The organism is Streptococcus sp. HMSC066F01, from assembly GCF_001837335.1.
Taxonomy (GTDB): Bacteria; Bacillota; Bacilli; order Lactobacillales; family Streptococcaceae; genus Streptococcus; species Streptococcus oralis_S.
The window spans coordinates 368,949-385,728 of record NZ_KV832119.1 but is presented as its reverse complement, the minus strand read 5'-3'; the positions used below and the strand labels follow the sequence as shown (position 1 = coordinate 385,728).

The 16,780-nt window shown below is 41.1% G+C and carries 18 protein-coding genes; 16 read left to right on the top strand and 2 right to left on the bottom strand.

Annotated elements, in window-relative coordinates; translation table 11 throughout:
- Positions 1 to 16 precede the first annotated feature (16 nt).
- From HMPREF2655_RS09150 to HMPREF2655_RS09105, 11 genes are all read left to right on the top strand, one after another.
- Positions 17 to 715, top strand: coding sequence for a GntR family transcriptional regulator (locus HMPREF2655_RS09150; protein ID WP_045617014.1), 699 nt, complete (start codon positions 17 to 19; stop codon positions 713 to 715).
- A 137-nt stretch (positions 716 to 852) separates the two neighbouring features.
- The gene (locus tag HMPREF2655_RS09145; protein WP_070838672.1) at positions 853 to 2,139 is read left to right on the top strand and encodes a peptidase U32 family protein; all 1,287 of its coding nucleotides are present in this window, start codon (positions 853 to 855) and stop codon (positions 2,137 to 2,139) included.
- Between the two features lie 14 nt (positions 2,140 to 2,153).
- Positions 2,154 to 2,465 carry a CHY zinc finger protein gene (locus tag HMPREF2655_RS10170; protein ID WP_071788310.1) on the top strand — a complete coding sequence of 104 codons (312 nt, stop codon included), beginning with the start codon at positions 2,154 to 2,156 and terminating at the stop codon, positions 2,463 to 2,465.
- A 231-nt stretch (positions 2,466 to 2,696) separates the two neighbouring features.
- Positions 2,697 to 2,897: a F0F1 ATP synthase subunit C gene (locus HMPREF2655_RS09140; RefSeq protein WP_001054551.1), complete on the top strand. Its 201-nt coding sequence runs from the start codon at positions 2,697 to 2,699 to the stop codon at positions 2,895 to 2,897.
- Between the two features lie 32 nt (positions 2,898 to 2,929).
- Positions 2,930 to 3,646 (top strand): F0F1 ATP synthase subunit A, encoded by a 717-nt coding sequence (atpB, locus tag HMPREF2655_RS09135; RefSeq protein WP_000392938.1) that lies wholly within the window; start codon positions 2,930 to 2,932, stop codon positions 3,644 to 3,646.
- A gap of 18 nt (positions 3,647 to 3,664) precedes the next feature.
- The gene (gene atpF / locus HMPREF2655_RS09130) at positions 3,665 to 4,159 is read left to right on the top strand and encodes a F0F1 ATP synthase subunit B (protein ID WP_045617021.1); all 495 of its coding nucleotides are present in this window, start codon (positions 3,665 to 3,667) and stop codon (positions 4,157 to 4,159) included.
- Complete coding sequence (locus HMPREF2655_RS09125; RefSeq protein WP_070838670.1) at positions 4,159 to 4,695, top strand: F0F1 ATP synthase subunit delta; 537 nt, start codon at positions 4,159 to 4,161, stop codon at positions 4,693 to 4,695. The genes atpF and HMPREF2655_RS09125 overlap by 1 nt, the downstream gene beginning before the upstream one ends.
- A 14-nt stretch (positions 4,696 to 4,709) precedes the next feature.
- On the top strand, positions 4,710 to 6,215 hold the full coding sequence (gene atpA / locus HMPREF2655_RS09120) for a F0F1 ATP synthase subunit alpha (protein ID WP_045617024.1): 1,506 nt from the start codon (positions 4,710 to 4,712) through the stop codon (positions 6,213 to 6,215).
- A gap of 15 nt (positions 6,216 to 6,230) precedes the next feature.
- On the top strand, positions 6,231 to 7,109 hold the full coding sequence (locus tag HMPREF2655_RS09115; RefSeq protein WP_000301231.1) for a F0F1 ATP synthase subunit gamma: 879 nt from the start codon (positions 6,231 to 6,233) through the stop codon (positions 7,107 to 7,109).
- Between the two features lie 191 nt (positions 7,110 to 7,300).
- Complete coding sequence (atpD, locus tag HMPREF2655_RS09110) at positions 7,301 to 8,707, top strand: F0F1 ATP synthase subunit beta (protein ID WP_000094373.1); 1,407 nt, start codon at positions 7,301 to 7,303, stop codon at positions 8,705 to 8,707.
- Between the two features lie 10 nt (positions 8,708 to 8,717).
- Positions 8,718 to 9,137 (top strand): F0F1 ATP synthase subunit epsilon, encoded by a 420-nt coding sequence (locus HMPREF2655_RS09105; protein WP_000940836.1) that lies wholly within the window; start codon positions 8,718 to 8,720, stop codon positions 9,135 to 9,137.
- 32 nt (positions 9,138 to 9,169) lie between these two features.
- Here HMPREF2655_RS09105 and HMPREF2655_RS09100 read toward each other — a convergent pair whose 3' ends face one another.
- Positions 9,170 to 10,183, bottom strand: coding sequence for a lactonase family protein (locus HMPREF2655_RS09100; RefSeq protein WP_070838668.1), 1,014 nt, complete (start codon positions 10,181 to 10,183; stop codon positions 9,170 to 9,172).
- A 144-nt stretch (positions 10,184 to 10,327) separates the two neighbouring features.
- Between HMPREF2655_RS09100 and HMPREF2655_RS09095 the strand changes: the two genes are divergently transcribed.
- From HMPREF2655_RS09095 to HMPREF2655_RS09075, 5 genes are all read left to right on the top strand, one after another.
- Positions 10,328 to 11,494 (top strand): AI-2E family transporter, encoded by a 1,167-nt coding sequence (locus HMPREF2655_RS09095; protein ID WP_070838666.1) that lies wholly within the window; start codon positions 10,328 to 10,330, stop codon positions 11,492 to 11,494.
- Positions 11,484 to 12,713, top strand: coding sequence for a tetratricopeptide repeat protein (locus HMPREF2655_RS09090; protein ID WP_070838664.1), 1,230 nt, complete (start codon positions 11,484 to 11,486; stop codon positions 12,711 to 12,713). The genes HMPREF2655_RS09095 and HMPREF2655_RS09090 overlap by 11 nt, the downstream gene beginning before the upstream one ends.
- Positions 12,714 to 12,849: 136 nt before the next feature.
- A complete protein-coding gene (locus HMPREF2655_RS09085) occupies positions 12,850 to 13,491 on the top strand; it encodes an amino acid ABC transporter permease (protein ID WP_070838662.1) in 642 nt (213 codons plus the stop codon).
- A 10-nt stretch (positions 13,492 to 13,501) separates the two neighbouring features.
- Complete coding sequence (locus tag HMPREF2655_RS09080; protein WP_000891742.1) at positions 13,502 to 14,131, top strand: amino acid ABC transporter ATP-binding protein; 630 nt, start codon at positions 13,502 to 13,504, stop codon at positions 14,129 to 14,131.
- A 15-nt stretch (positions 14,132 to 14,146) separates the two neighbouring features.
- Positions 14,147 to 14,986, top strand: a complete 840-nt coding sequence (locus HMPREF2655_RS09075) for an amino acid ABC transporter substrate-binding protein (protein WP_000823416.1) — start codon at positions 14,147 to 14,149, stop codon at positions 14,984 to 14,986.
- A 227-nt stretch (positions 14,987 to 15,213) separates the two neighbouring features.
- On the opposite strand, the gene lysS is transcribed toward HMPREF2655_RS09075, so the two are convergent.
- Complete coding sequence (gene lysS, locus HMPREF2655_RS09070) at positions 15,214 to 16,704, bottom strand: lysine--tRNA ligase (protein WP_000102441.1); 1,491 nt, start codon at positions 16,702 to 16,704, stop codon at positions 15,214 to 15,216.
- Positions 16,705 to 16,780: the final 76 nt, after the last annotated feature.

The following is a 16,780-nucleotide window of genomic DNA, read 5'->3' as shown; positions in this document are numbered from 1 at the left end:
AAAAGAAGTGAGAATCATGTTACCAGCTTATATGAAAATCCACGATCAGATCAAGAAGGATATAGATGAGCATCATTGGAAAATCGGAGAGAGGCTTCCAAGTGAGCGAGATTTAGCTGAACAGTTTCAAGTTAGCCGGATGACATTACGCCAAGCTATCTCTCTCTTGGTCGAGGAAGGAGTTTTGGAGCGTCGTGTAGGAAGTGGAACCTTTGTCTCTAGCACTCGTGTCCAAGAAAAAATGCGAGGAACAACCAGTTTTACGGAGATTGTCAAATCTCAGGGGAAAGTACCTTCCAGCCAACTCATTTCTTACAGAAGAACTATTCCAAATGAGCAAGAGATCGCAAAGCTGGGGATTACTCCAACAGAGAATATTATCCGTATGGAACGGGTGCGTTACGCTGACCAAGTTCCACTAGTCTATGAAGTCGCATCCATTCCTGAGAAATTTATTAAGGATTTCAAAAAAGAAGAAATCACCAGTCACTTCTTTCAAACCTTGCAGCAGTATGGCTACCGGATTGGCAAATCTCAACAGACCATTTATGCGAGATTGGCTAAGGAAAAGATTGCTGACTATCTAGAAGTCGAAAAGGGGCATGCGATTTTAGCATTGACTCAGGTTTCTTATCTTGAAGATGGGACAGCTTTCGAATATGTAAAGAGTCAATACGTGGGTGAACGCTTTGAATTTTATCTTGAAAATAACTAGTTTAGAAAGGCTAGTTTTTTGTTTTCTTAAAAGATTAGAATTGTCAAAACAATCTGTCTAGACTTGATTTTATCCTTTATTTACTATAAAATGAGAAGGAAAAACGTCAAACTTTTATATTGCAAATAGGAGAAAAAATGACAAAAATATTAAAACGTCCTGAGGTTTTATCGCCTGCAGGGACTTTAGAGAAGCTAAAAGTGGCTGTTCGGTATGGAGCTGATGCTGTTTTTATAGGTGGACAAGCTTATGGTCTTCGTAGCCGTGCAGGAAACTTCACCTTTGAACAGATGGAAGAAGGCGTGCAGTTCGCTGCCAAGTATGGTGCCAAAGTCTATGTAGCTGCCAACATGGTTATGCACGAAGGAAATGAAGCTGGGGCTGGTGAGTGGTTCCGTAAGTTGCGTGACATTGGGATTGCGGCAGTTATCGTGTCAGACCCGGCCTTGATTATGATTGCAGCAACAGAAGCACCAGGTCTTGAAATCCACCTCTCTACCCAAGCCAGTGCGACGAACTATGAAACGCTTGAATTTTGGAAAGAACTGGGCTTGACTCGTGTCGTTTTGGCGCGTGAGGTCTCAATGGAAGAATTGGCAGAGATTCGCAAACGTACAGATGTCGAGATTGAAGCATTTGTCCATGGGGCCATGTGTATTTCTTACTCAGGTCGTTGTACGCTTTCAAACCACATGAGTATGCGTGATGCTAACCGTGGTGGTTGTTCTCAATCTTGCCGTTGGAAATACGACCTCTACGACATGCCATTCGGCCAAGAACGTAAGAGCCTTAAAGGTGAAATCCCAGAAGAATTTTCGATGTCTGCCGTAGATATGTCTATGATTGACCATATCCCAGATATGATTGAAAATGGTGTAGACAGTCTTAAGATCGAAGGTCGTATGAAGTCTATTCACTATGTTTCAACAGTAACAAACTGCTACAAGGCGGCTGTGGATGCTTATCTCGAAAGTCCTGAAAAGTTTGAGGCCATCAAACAGGACTTGGTGGACGAGATGTGGAAGGTTGCCCAGCGTGAATTGTCAACTGGATTCTACTATAGCACACCTACAGAAAATGAACAGTTGTTTGGTGCACGTCGTAAAATCCCTGAATACAAGTTTGTTGCTGAAGTGGTAGCTTATGATGAAGCAACCCAGACAGCAACCATTCGTCAACGGAATGTTATCAATGAAGGCGATCAAGTTGAGTTTTATGGACCAGGTTTCCGTCATTTTGAAACCTATATCGAAAATCTTCACGATTCTAAAGGCAATAAAATCGACCGTGCTCCAAATCCAATGGAACTCTTGACCATTAAGGTTCCTCAACCTGTGCAAGCTGGGGATATGGTTCGAGCTCTCAAAGAAGGTCTTATCAATCTCTATAAGGAAGACGGGACAAGTGTCACAGTTCGTGCCTAGATAAGGAAAAGGGAATGATTCAAGTGCAAGGATTGTTGGTAGATAATGAAAGCAGATGTGTTCACTATCATGGTGAAAAGGATATTATTTCCCTCCAGTGCTATGAGTGTAAAAAATACTATGCTTGCTATCAGTGCCACAATGCTATAGAAACGCATTTGTTTTCACCCTACCCCTTGACGCTTTCGGAGGATCGACCGATTTTATGTGGGGCTTGTAAGAGGACAATAACATTTCAAGAATATCAAAAACAAATAGCCTGCCCTTATTGCAAATCTCCATTTAATCCAGGGTGTAAACGACACTATTCCTACTATTTCAAATAAAATGAATCTATCCAAGTTCTAAACTTGGATTTTTCAATTTATTTCGGAAAATATAGAAAAAGTGGAAACACATTTCATCATAAAATGAGAAACTTATCTATACAGTGGTATAAAAATAGCAAAAATAGAAATAAATCATCTGAAACGCTTCCAATGTAAGTAAAAAGTTGACAAAAACAAATTTTAGGACTAAACTAAGTAAGTAAATTTTAAATAAAAGGAGAATTCGTCATGAATTTAACATTTTTCGGACTTTGTCTTGCCTGTATGGGTGTATCTCTTGCAGAAGGATTTTTGATGAACGGTTTGTTCAAATCTGCAGCACGCCAACCAGATATCATCCCACAATTGCGTAGTTTGATGATTATGGGGATTGCCTTTATCGAAGGAACATTCTTTGTAACCTTGGCGATGTCATTTGTCATTAAATAGACAACTCTATTTAGAAATGGAGGTGTCAAACCATGGAAGAAAGTTTGAATCCAACCGTTAATATTGGACCAATATCCTTTGATTTGACCCTGCTTGCCATGTCTCTTGTAACTGTTTTGATGGTTTTTGCCTTTGTCTACTGGGCAAGTCGTAAAATGACCATCCGTCCAAAGGGCAAACAAAATGCTCTTGAGATGATTTACGACTTTGTGATTGGTTTTACCAAACCAAACATTGGAGAATCATACATCAAGGATTATTCCTTATTTCTGTTTTCTCTATTTCTGTTTATCTTGGTTGCCAATAATATCGGCTTAATGGCAAAAGTACAAACAACAAACGGTTATAACTTGTGGACTTCCCCAACAGCCAACCTTGGATACGATTTATCCCTATCATTCTTGATCACTTTGATCGCCCATGTAGAAGGAGTTCGTCGTAGAGGCGTTAAAGAATATTTGAGAGCATTTGTTACACCTGGCTTTATGACTCCGATGAACATTTTAGAAGAGTTCACCAATTTTGCTTCCTTGGCGATTCGGATCTACGGAAATATTTTTGCCGGTGAGGTCTTAGCTGGATTGCTATTAGCCTTGTCACAAAATGCTTTGTATTGGTATCCTTTTGCCTTTATCGCAAACATGTTATGGACAGCCTTTTCAATTTTCATTTCATGTATTCAGGCTTATGTATTTACCATGTTGTCATCTATGTACATTGGTAAAAAAATAAATGAAGGGGAAGAGTAAGTAGAGGAGGATTAGAAGATGGATTTAACTATTAGTACCATTATCGGTGACTTTATTCTTATCGCTGGTTCCTTCCTTTTATTGATCTTTTTAGTGAAAAAATATGCTTGGGGAAATCTTTCCAGCATCTTGGATGAACGTGCTGAAAAGATTTCTTCAGATATTGATGGTGCCGAGGAAGCCCGTAAAAAGGCTGAGGAACTAGCTAACAAACGTGAAGCTGAGTTAGCAGGTAGCCGTACCGAAGCTAAAACGATTATCGAGAATGCAAAGGGAACTGCTGAGAAAAGTAAAGCCGATATTTTAGCCGAAGCTAAACTTGAAGCAGGGCGCTTAAAAGAAAAAGCCAACCAAGAAATTGCTCAAAATAAAGCTGAAGCTTTACAAAGTGTTAAGGGCGAGGTGGCAGATTTGACAGTTAGTCTAGCTGGGAAAATCATCTCACAAAACCTTGACAGTCATGCCCATAAGGAACTCATTGATCAGTATATCGATCAGCTAGGAGAAGCCTAATGGACAAGAAAACAGCAAAGGTCATTGAAAAGTACAGCATGCCTTTTGTCCAATTAGTGATTGAAAAAGGAGAAGAGGACCGGATTTTTTCAGACTTGGATCAAATCAAGCAAGTCGCAGAAGAAACGGGTTTACCTTCTTTTTTAGCTCAGGTGGCAGTCGATGAGTCAGATAAGGAAAAAACAGTTCGTTTCTTTCAAGACTCTGTGTCACCTTTAATGCAAAACTTTATTCAAGTTCTGGTTTACAATCACAGAGCAAATCTTTTTTATGAAGTAATTGCAGATTGTTTGAATCGCCTTGAAAAAGAGACCAATCGTTTTGTAGTCACGATTTCTTCAGCTCATCCTTTAACAGATGAACAGAAGGAACGTCTGCTCCCATTGATAGAGAAAAAAATGTCTCTGAAAGTGCGGAGCGTCAAAGAACAAATTGATGAAGTACTCATTGGTGGTTTTGTCATTTTTGCTAATCACAAGACAATTGATGTGAGTATTAAACAACAACTTCGAGTTGTTAAAGAAAATTTGAAATAGAAAGTGGTGTTCTTTTGGCAATTAACGCACAAGAAATCAGCGCTTTAATTAAGCAACAAATTGAAAATTTCAAACCCAATTTTGATGTATCTGAAACAGGTGTTGTAACCTATATCGGGGACGGAATTGCGCGTGCTCACGGCCTTGAAAATGCCATGAGTGGGGAGCTGTTGATTTTTGAAAACGGCTCTTATGGGATGGCGCAGAACTTGGAGTCAACAGACGTTGGGATTATCATCCTAGGTGACTTTACAGATATTCGTGAAGGCGATACCATTCGCCGTACAGGTAAAATCATGGAAGTTCCTGTTGGTGAGAGCCTTATTGGACGTGTTGTGGATCCACTTGGTCGTCCGGTTGACGGTCTTGGAGAAATCCATACCGATAAGTCTCGTCCAGTAGAAGCGCCGGCTCCTGGCGTTATGCAACGTAAGTCTGTATCAGAACCATTGCAAACAGGTTTGAAAGCTATTGATGCCCTTGTTCCGATTGGTCGTGGTCAACGTGAGTTGATTATCGGTGACCGTCAGACAGGGAAAACAACCATCGCTATTGATGCTATTTTGAACCAAAAAGGTCAAGATATGATCTGTATCTATGTAGCGATTGGGCAAAAAGAGTCAACTGTTCGTACGCAAGTTGAAACACTTCGTCAGTACGGTGCCTTGGACTACACAATCGTTGTGACAGCTTCTGCTTCACAACCTTCTCCATTGCTCTTCCTAGCTCCTTATGCTGGGGTTGCTATGGCAGAAGAGTTTATGTACCAAGGGAAGCATGTTTTGATCGTTTATGATGATCTTTCAAAACAAGCGGTCGCTTATCGTGAACTTTCCCTCTTGCTTCGTCGTCCACCAGGTCGTGAAGCCTTCCCTGGGGATGTTTTCTACCTTCATAGCCGTTTGCTTGAGCGTTCAGCTAAGGTTTCTGATGAACTTGGTGGTGGTTCAATCACAGCTTTACCATTTATCGAGACACAAGCAGGAGATATCTCTGCTTATATCGCAACTAACGTGATTTCAATCACAGATGGTCAAATCTTCCTTGGCGATGGTCTCTTCAATGCGGGTATTCGTCCAGCTATCGATGCGGGTTCATCTGTATCTCGTGTAGGTGGTTCTGCACAAATCAAAGCTATGAAGAAGGTTGCTGGTACACTTCGTATCGACCTTGCTTCATATCGTGAGTTGGAAGCCTTCACTAAGTTTGGTTCTGATTTGGATGCGGCTACTCAAGCTAAGTTAAATCGTGGACGTCGTACCGTTGAAGTTCTGAAACAACCAGTTCATAAACCATTACCTGTTGAGAAACAAGTAATCATTCTTTATGCTTTGACACATGGTTTCTTGGATACGATTCCAGTAGATGACATTGTTCGTTTTGAGGAAGAGTTTCATGATTTCTTTGATGCACAACATCCAGAGATTTTGGAAACTATTCGTGAAACAAAAGACTTGCCAGAAGAGGCAGTCTTGGATGCTGCGATTACAGAGTTTCTCAATCAATCCAGCTTCCAATAAGAATAGAGGTGTCAAATGGCAGTATCTCTAAATGATATTAAAACAAAAATCGCCTCAACAAAAAATACTAGTCAAATCACCAATGCCATGCAAATGGTATCGGCTGCCAAGTTAGGTCGCTCTGAAGAAGCAGCACGTAACTTTCAAGTTTATGCTCAGAAGGTTCGTAAGCTTTTGACGGATATTCTGCATGGTAACGGATCTGGTGGTTCTACCAATCCGATGCTCATTAGTCGCCCAGTTAAGAAAACAGGCTATATCGTTATTACTTCAGACCGTGGCTTGGTTGGAGGTTATAATGCTTCCATCCTTAAAGCTGTGATGGAGCTGAAAGAAGAATACCATCCAGATGGTACAGGTTTTGAGATCATCTGTATCGGTGGGATGGGAGCTGATTTCTTTAAGGCTCGTGGCATTCAACCAATCTATGAACTACGTGGCTTGGCCGACCAACCAAGTTTTGATGAAGTTCGTAAAATTATTTCAAAAACGATTGAAATGTATCAAAATGAACTTTTTGATGAACTCTATGTTTGTTACAACCATCATGTCAATACTCTCACAAGTCAAATGCGTGTGGAACAAATGTTGCCGATTGTTGACTTAGATCCAAATGAAGCGGATGAAGAGTATAGCTTGACCTTTGAGTTGGAAACGAGTCGTGATGAGATTCTAGAGCAGTTGTTACCTCAGTTTGCAGAAAGTATGATATACGGGGCTATCATCGATGCCAAGACAGCTGAGAATGCTGCAGGTATGACAGCCATGCAAACGGCGACTGATAATGCTAAGAAAGTCATCAATGATTTGACAATCCAGTATAACCGTGCTAGACAGGCGGCGATTACACAAGAAATTACAGAAATCGTAGCGGGGGCTAGTGCCTTAGAATAAGGCTTTGCCTCCCTCGTATTAAAATGACCTTATACTCAATGAAAATCAAAGGGCAAACTAGGAAGCTAGCAGCAGGCTGTACTTGAGTACGGCAAGGCGACGCTGACGTAGTTTGAATTTGATTTTTGAAGAGTATTAGGACCTAGTTGAGCTAGGAACCGACAGTATCTTATATAGAATAGGAGAAGGAGATGAGTTCAGGTAAAATTGCTCAGGTTATTGGACCCGTTGTCGACGTCTTGTTCGCAGCAGGGGAAACACTTCCTGAGATTAATAATGCACTTGTCGTCTACAAAAATGACGAAAGAAAAACAAAAATCGTCCTTGAAGTAGCCTTGGAGTTGGGTGATGGTATGGTTCGTACGATCGCCATGGAATCAACAGATGGTTTGACTCGTGGAATGGAAGTTTTGGACACAGGCCGTCCAATCTCTGTGCCAGTAGGTAAAGAAACTTTGGGACGTGTCTTCAACGTTTTGGGAGATACCATTGACTTGGATGCTCCTTTCGATGAAGACGCTGAGCGTCAGCCAATTCATAAGAAAGCTCCAACTTTTGATGAATTGTCTACCTCATCTGAAATCTTGGAAACAGGGATCAAGGTTATCGACCTTCTTGCCCCTTACCTTAAAGGTGGGAAAGTTGGACTTTTCGGTGGTGCCGGAGTTGGTAAAACTGTCTTGATCCAAGAATTGATTCACAACATTGCCCAAGAACACGGTGGTATTTCAGTATTTACTGGTGTTGGGGAACGTACTCGTGAAGGGAACGACCTTTACTGGGAAATGAAAGAATCAGGCGTTATCGAGAAAACAGCCATGGTATTTGGTCAGATGAATGAACCACCTGGAGCACGTATGCGTGTTGCCCTTACTGGTTTGACAATTGCTGAATACTTCCGTGATGTAGAAGGTCAAGATGTGCTTCTCTTTATCGATAATATCTTCCGTTTCACTCAAGCTGGTTCAGAAGTATCTGCCCTTTTGGGTCGTATGCCTTCAGCCGTTGGTTACCAACCAACACTTGCTACGGAAATGGGTCAATTGCAAGAACGTATCACATCAACCAAGAAGGGATCTGTAACCTCTATCCAGGCTATCTATGTGCCAGCGGATGACTATACTGACCCTGCGCCAGCAACAGCCTTCGCTCACTTGGATTCAACAACAAACTTGGAACGTAAGTTGGTACAGTTGGGTATCTACCCAGCCGTTGATCCACTGGCTTCAAGCTCTCGTGCCTTGGCACCTGAGATTGTTGGTGAGGAGCACTATGCAGTTGCTGCTGAGGTCAAACGTGTCCTTCAACGTTACCATGAATTGCAAGATATCATTGCTATCCTTGGTATGGATGAACTTTCTGATGAAGAAAAGACTTTGGTTGCACGTGCCCGACGTATCCAGTTCTTCTTGTCTCAAAACTTTAACGTTGCCGAACAATTTACTGGCCAACCTGGTTCTTATGTACCAGTGGCGGAAACAGTTCGCGGCTTTAAGGAAATCCTTGAAGGAAAACATGACCATCTACCAGAAGATGCTTTCCGTGGTGTCGGTTCAATCGAAGATGTGATTGCAAAAGCTGAGAAAATGGGATTTTAAGAGGTGATCTATGGCTCATTTAACTGTCCAGATCGTGACACCAGATGGCCTCGTCTATGATCACCATGCCAGCTTTGTATCGGTACGAACTCTGGATGGTGAGATGGGGATCTTGCCACGACATGAAAATATGATTGCGGTTTTAGCGGTTGATGAAGTAAAGGTAAAACGAATCGATGACGATACTCATGTGAACTGGATTGCAGTGAACGGAGGAATTATCGAGATTGCCAATGACATCATTACTATTGTAGCAGACTCAGCAGAACGTGCTCGTGATATTGACATCAGTCGTGCAGAACGTGCGAAACTTCGAGCTGAACGAGAAATCGAAGAAGCTCATGACAAGCATTTGATTGACCAAGAACGTCGTGCAAAAATCGCATTGCAACGTGCTATCAACCGTATCAATGTCGGAAATAGACTATAAAAAAATGAACTTGAAACTCAAGTTCATTTTTTTTAATGTGGGAAGTTGATGCAGACTCCTTCAGGGACATGGAAGTCGTTAGAAAGCTCTGCAAGACGACCACTTTTAGGATTGCGCTTAAAGACGGTTGCGTTATCAGAATCTTGATGAACAGCAATGAGAAACTCTTGATCAGGAGTTAGGTCGAAATCACGTGGATTTTTACCATTGCTTGGTACAATCTCTAATAATTCCAAGCTACCATCAGCGAGGATTGTATAGACTGCAATGGAATCATGACCACGGTTGGATGCATAGAGGTATTTGCCATCTTTTGAAAGACGAATGGCAGCAGTAGCATTAAAGCCTTCGTATCCATCTGGTAAGGTTGAAATAACTTGCATGCGTTCAAATTCACCAACCCCATCATAAATCAAGACCTCTATCGTGCTATTAAGTTCGCAGATGAGATAGGCAATCTTATAGTGGTGGTGGAAAACGATGTGGCGTGCACCTGCCCCAGCTTGGCTGTGATAAGTGTAGAGTTTACTTAGTTTTCCTTCTGGATTAACATCATAGGTTGTTACCTCATCTGTTCCTAGATCACAGGTGACGAGGTACTGGTCAGGTGTTAGATCCGTAAAGTGTACATGTGGGGAAGTTTGGTTTTCATGAGGACCTTGTCCACTATGTTGATCTAGATCCGTTTGGATGAGGCTACCATCCGTTTGACGTTTATAAACGAGAACTTGACCCTTATGATAGTTGGCCCCATAAACGAGACCACGTTTTTCATCCACTGCCACATAGCAATGGGGAGCGCCTTCTTCAACCACATGATTTAGCAAAGCGCCATCTGTCTTGTAAGCAGCGATTCCACCTAAGCCATCCTGGCTCCCTACAGTGTATAAGTGTTGCTGTTGGTCAAAGGCAAGGTAGGTCGGACTTGGTTCAGCAGCAAAGAGTTCAAGATTTGCAAGCTGGCCTGTTTCTGTATCAAAATCTGCCTTGTAAATCCCTTTAGATAAGCGACGAGTGTAAGTTCCAAAATAAACAGTTTCTTTCATGTCCATACCTCTTAATAATGATAAGTTCATTATACCACAAAATGGCAGTCATGAAGCACTAGATTCATCCATGTAAGCACTTTAAAAAAGAGTTATTTTAGTCTAAAAATGGTATAATGAGAGAATGACAGAAAGGATGTATTTATGGAACATAAAGAGAAACATTTTAGCCTATCTTGGTTTTTTAAGTGGTTTTTAGATAATAAAGCCATCACTGTATTTTTAGTAACCTTGTTACTGGGGCTGAACATTTTCATTCTAAGTAAGATTAGTTTTATTTTTTTACCCGTTTTAGACTTTTTAGGGGTTGTCATGTTGCCAGTTATTTTATCTGGTTTACTTTATTACCTCCTTAATCCGATTGTGGACTGGATGGAGAAGCACAAGATCAATCGTGTTCTTGCCATTAGTATTGTTTTTGTCATTATCGGACTCTTTATCATTTGGGGATTGGCAGTCGCAATTCCTAATCTGCAACGTCAAGTCTTAAATTTTGCGAAGAATGTGCCGACATACCTGGAAGATGCTGATAAGGTGATCAATGACCTTGTAACCAAACGCTTGCCAGATGATTTTAGACCACAGTTGGAGCAGGTTCTTTCCAATGTTTCTAGTGAGGCGACCATGTGGGCCAGCAAAATCTCTTCTCAAGCTGTTAACTGGGTTAGCGCCTTTATCAGTAGCGTTTCCCAGGTCATTGTTGCGGTTATTATCGTACCCTTCATGCTCTTTTATCTTTTGAGAGATGGGAAAGGCTTGCGAGATTACCTGACTAAATTCATCCCAAACAAGTTAAAAGAACCTGTCGGACAAGTTTTGTCAGATGTTAATAAACAGTTGTCAAACTATGTTAGAGGGCAGGTTACAGTTGCTATTATCGTGGCAATTATGTTTATTATCTTCTTTAAGATTATTGGTCTCAGATATGCTGTGACTCTTGGTATTACGGCTGGTATCCTCAATCTAGTACCTTACTTGGGTAGTTTTCTAGCGATGTTGCCTGCTCTGGTTTTGGGCTTAATAGCGGGGCCTGTCATGCTTTTGAAAGTGATTATTGTCTTTATTGTTGAACAAACGATTGAAGGTCGCTTCGTTTCTCCACTTATTTTAGGTAGTCAGCTAAACATCCATCCGATAAATGTCCTCTTTGTTCTCCTAACTTCAGGATCCATGTTTGGTATTTGGGGAGTCTTGCTGGGAATTCCTGTCTATGCTTCTGCCAAGGTCGTTATCTCAGCTATCTTTAACTGGTATAAAAAAGTCAGCGGTTTGTATGAAGAAGAAGGAGAGGAAGTCAAGAGTGAACAATAGTCAACGCATGCTCCAGGCTTTGGATGAACAGGATTTAACCAAAGCGGATCAGTATTTTTACAAAGCCCTCGAAACAGATTCAAGTGAAGTTCTTTACGAACTAGCAAGCTATCTAGAGGGAATTGGCTTTTATCCTCAAGCAAAAGAAATTTACCAACATATCGTTACAGAATTTCCAGAAGTGAATCTGAATTTAGCAAGCATTGCTAGTGAGGATGGCAATGTTGAGGAAGCCTTTGCTTACCTTGAGGAAATCACACTCGAAAGTGACTGGTACGTATCGGCCTTGGCCTTGAAGGCAGACCTCTATCAGTTGGAAGGATTGACAGATGTAGCGCGTGAAAAGTTACTGGAAGCCCTAAATTACTCAGATGATGCCTTATTAGTTTTTGGTTTGGCTGAGTTGGATAGTGAGTTAGGAAATTATCAGGAAGCTATTCAGGGCTATGCTCAATTAGACAATCGCTCTATCTATGAGCAAACGGGTGTCTCAACCTATCAACGAATTGGCTACGCTTATGCCCAGTTAGGCAAGTTTGAAGCCGCAACTGAATTCTTAGAGAAAGCTTTAGAATTAGAATACGATGACCAAACTGCCTTTGAACTGGCTAGTCTTTACTTTGACCAAGAAGAGTATCAAAAATCTGTTCTTTACTTTAAGCAGATTGATACCATTTCACCTGATTTTGAAGGATATGAATATGGTTATAGTCAAGCTTTGCATAAGGAACATCAGGTGGAAGATGCACTTCGTATCGCTAAACAAGGTTTGGAGAAAAATCCATTTGAAACTCGGCTCTTGCTTGCTGCTTCTCAGTTCTCGTACGAATTGCATGATCCTAGTGCTGCAGAGCAGTTTCTCCTTACTGCTAAGGATGATGCAGAGGATACAGAAGAAATTTTTCTTCGCCTTGCAACTATTTATATGGAACAAGAGCGGTTTGAGGACATTATCGCTCTCCAAAATCAAGAACCTGAAAATCTCTTGACCAAGTGGATGATTGCCCGTTCTTATCAGAAAATTGAGGATTTAGATAAGGCATATGAGCTCTATCAGGAACTATCGTCTGACCTCAAGGATAATCCTGAGTTTCTGGAGCAGTATAGCTATCTTTTGCGTGAATTGGGGTATTTTGAAGAAGCCAAAGTACAAGCTGAAGCTTATTTAAAACTCGTTCCAGATGATGTTCAAATGCAAGAACTCTTAGAAACACTTTAAAAGTTATCTCTCTAAAAGAACGTATCCGTCAATTTGGCAGATACGTTTTTTTGAAAAATAGAATTTTTTTTCAAAAACTCTTGCTAAATTGTTTATTTATGCTATAATAGGAACAATAATTTTTAGGAGGTGCAGTATGTCTTATATGTTTGAGATATTACCAAGTTTATTGAACGGTGCAAGTATGACGCTTCAAGTCTTTGCTCTGGTCTTGATCTTTTCAATTCCTTTAGGTATTGTCGTTGCCTTTGCTTTACAAGTCCGCTGGAAACCCCTCCATTATCTGATTGACCTTTATATTTGGGTGATGCGAGGAACTCCCTTGCTCTTGCAATTAATCTTTATTTACTATGTTCTCCCTAGCATTGGGATACGTTTAGATCGTTTGCCTGCTGCTGTGATCGCTTTTGTATTGAACTATGCAGCCTACTTTGCTGAAATCTTTCGTGGTGGGATTGAAACCATTCCTAAAGGGCAGTACGAGGCTGCTAAGGTCTTGAAGTTTAGTCCTTTTGACACAGTGCGCTACATTATTTTGCCTCAGGTTACAAAGATTGTCTTACCGAGCGTCTTTAATGAAATCATGAGTTTGGTCAAGGATACTTCATTGGTTTATGCCCTTGGGATTTCAGATTTGATTTTGGCAAGTCGGACAGCAGCCAATCGAGATGCTAGTCTTGTTCCTATGTTCTTAGCCGGGGCGATTTATTTGATTATGATTGGTCTTGTAACCATTGTAGCGAAAAAACTTGAGAAGAAGTTCAGTTATTACAGATAGGAGGATTGCTATGTTAGAATTACGAAATATTAACAAGGCCTTTGGTGGCAAACAAATCTTAACCAACTTCAGCCTATCTATTCCTGAAAAGCAAATCCTTGCAATCGTAGGTCCATCAGGAGGCGGAAAGACAACCCTATTACGTATGTTAGCTGGATTGGAAACCATCGATTCGGGGGAAATCTACTATAACGGCGAATCGCTAGCTATAGATGAACTAGAAAAGCGCAATCTTCTGGGATTTGTTTTCCAAGATTTTCAACTCTTTCCGCATTTGTCAGTTCTAGATAACTTAACTCTGTCGCCTATAAAAACAATGAGCATGGCGAAGGAAGTTGCTGAGAAGAAGGCGCGTGGTTTATTAGAACAACTTGGGTTAGCTGGGCATGCAGATGCCTTTCCATTCTCACTTTCAGGTGGGCAAAAACAACGGGTGGCTTTAGCACGCGCTATGATGATAAACCCAGAAATTATTGGATATGATGAGCCTACATCAGCTTTAGATCCAGAATTGCGATTAGAAGTAGAAAAACTTATCCTTCAAAATAAAGAGCGTGGGATGACTCAGATTGTTGTGACCCACGATCTTCAGTTTGCAGAAAACATTGCTGATCAGATCCTTAAGGTTGATCCAAAGTAGGACTAGGAGGTGCCTATGAAGAGAAAGAAAATTGCCCTTGTACTTGCTCTGTTTTTTAGCTTCTTCCTGACGGCTTGTACTCAGAAGGCAAGTGATCCAAATCAGGATAATTGGGCCAAATATCAAAAACAGGGAAGCATTACCATTGGATTTGACAATACCTTTGTTCCCATGGGATTTGAGGAAAAGAATGGCCAGTATGCAGGTTTTGATATTGACCTAGCCCAAGCTGTCTCTGAAAAGCTAGGAATTCAGATTAAATTTCAACCCATCGACTGGGATATGAAAGAAACCGAACTACAAAATGGTACCATTGATGCCATCTGGAATGGCTATACAGCTACAGATGAACGGAAAGAGAAGGTTGCTTTTACCATTCCTTACATGGAAAATCAACAAGTTTTGGTCTCTAAAAAGTCTCAAAATATCCACTCAATTCAGGATATGACTGACAAAGTTTTAGGGGCCCAGGCAGGATCTTCTGGCTATTTGAATTTTGAAGGACAACCAGAACTACTCAAGAATCGAGTGAAAGATCAGAAGGCCAATCAATACCAAAGTTTCAATGAAGCCTTAATTGATTTGAAAAATGACCGGATTGATGCCTTGTTGATTGACCGGGTATATGCCAATTATTATCTCCAGTCTGAAGGAATATTAAATGACTACAGTGTCTTTTCAGCTGGATTTGAAAGTGAAGCTTTTGCAGTGGGTGTTAGACCTGCTGATAAAACTTTGCTAGCTGCTCTGAATCAGGCTTTTATATCACTATACCAAGAAGGAAAATTCCAGGAAATCAGCCAGAAGTGGTTTGGGGAAGATGTAGCCACCAGTCAAGTTAAAAATCAAGAATAAGAAAAGAGATTGAGTTTTTTCTCAGTCTCTTTTTGTATCGAAAAATCCTCTGGCAAGTACCAGAGGATAAGGGTTTATACTCAATGAAAATCAAAGAGCAAACTACGAAGCTAGCCGCAGGCTACTCAAAACACTGTTTTGAGGTTGTAGATAAGACTGACAAAGTCAGGAACATATATCTACGGCAAGGAAATGCTGACGTGGTTTGAAGAGATTTTCGAAGAGTATTATTTCATTGTTGGGAAAAGCAATACATCACGGATAGTAGTTGTATCAGTGAGGAGCATGCAGAGACGGTCGATACCGATTCCCAAACCACCTGTTGGAGGCATACCGTATTCAAGGGCTTCAATGTAGTCGTAGTCAATACCAGTTGCTTCATCATCACCAAGCTCTTTAGCTTTCGCTTGAGCTTCAAAACGGCTAAGCTGATCGATTGGGTCGTTCAACTCGGTAAAGGCATTACCGTATTCTTTGGTCATGATGAAGAGCTCAAAACGGTCAGTAAAGCGGTCGTCTTCAGGATTTTTCTTAGCGAGTGGAGACACAGCTACTGGATGTCCGTAGACAAAAGTTGGTTGGATTAAGGTTTCTTCGACAAATTCTTCAAAGAAGGCATTGATGATGTGACCAACTTCAGTGTAATGTTTTTCAACTGGAACTTTCTTCTCAGCAGCGATAGCTTTAGCTTCCTCGAAAGTCATGTCTTGCCAGAAGTCTACACCAGTAATTTCATTGATAGCATCTACCATGTGAACACGTTTAAATGGTTCGTTGATTCTGATTTCAGTTCCTTGGTAGTTAACTGGACCATCACCCTTAACTGCCTTAGCAGCGTGTTGAATAATACCTTCCGTCAAGTCCATGATATCTTGGAAATCTGCATAAGCTTGGTAAACTTCGATAGAAGTAAACTCAGGGTTATGAGTAGCGTCCATTCCTTCGTTACGGAAGATACGGCCAATTTCATAGACACGTTCCATACCCCCAACGATAAGACGTTTCAAGTGAAGCTCGGTCGCGATACGAAGCACCATGTCAATGTTCTGTGCATTGTGGTGAGTGATAAATGGACGAGCAGCAGCGCCCCCAGCTTCGTTGTGGAGAACAGGTGTTTCCACTTCAAGGAAACCTTTTTGGTCAAGGTAACGACGGATTTCAGAGATGATTTTTGAACGAGTAACAAAACGTTCAAAGCTTTCACGATTAGAAATCAAGTCAAGGTAACGTTTACGATAGATGGTTTCAACGTCTGTCAAACCGTGGAATTTCTCAGGAAGTGGGCGAAGTGCTTTAGACAAGTGAGTGATATGAGTTGCCTTGATAGAGAGTTCACCCATATCCGTACGCATGACTTCACCTTCGACACCGAGGAAGTCACCGAGGTCAGCCTTTTTGAAAATTTCGTAGTTTTCTTCACCGACTTCATCTTTACGAACGTAGATTTGGATTTGACCTTCACGGTCTTGGAGATGGGCAAAGCCAACTTTTCCTTTTCCACGTTTAGTTACTAAGCGTCCAGCGATAGTAGCAGTTTCGTTTAATTCATGTAATTGTTCTTTATCAAGTTCTGCAAATTTGTCTTTTAGTTCTTGAGAGTTAGCAGTACGTTCAAAACGTTTACCGAAGGGATCGATTCCTTGTTCACGGAGCGCAGCCATTTTTTCACGGCGAACGATCTGCTGGTCATTTAGTTCTTCCATATGTTCTGTAGACATGGGTTCCTCCTAATTTTACTCAAAATTTGATACGATGAGTCATTTTTTGCGATACTCCCATTTTATCATAAATAGC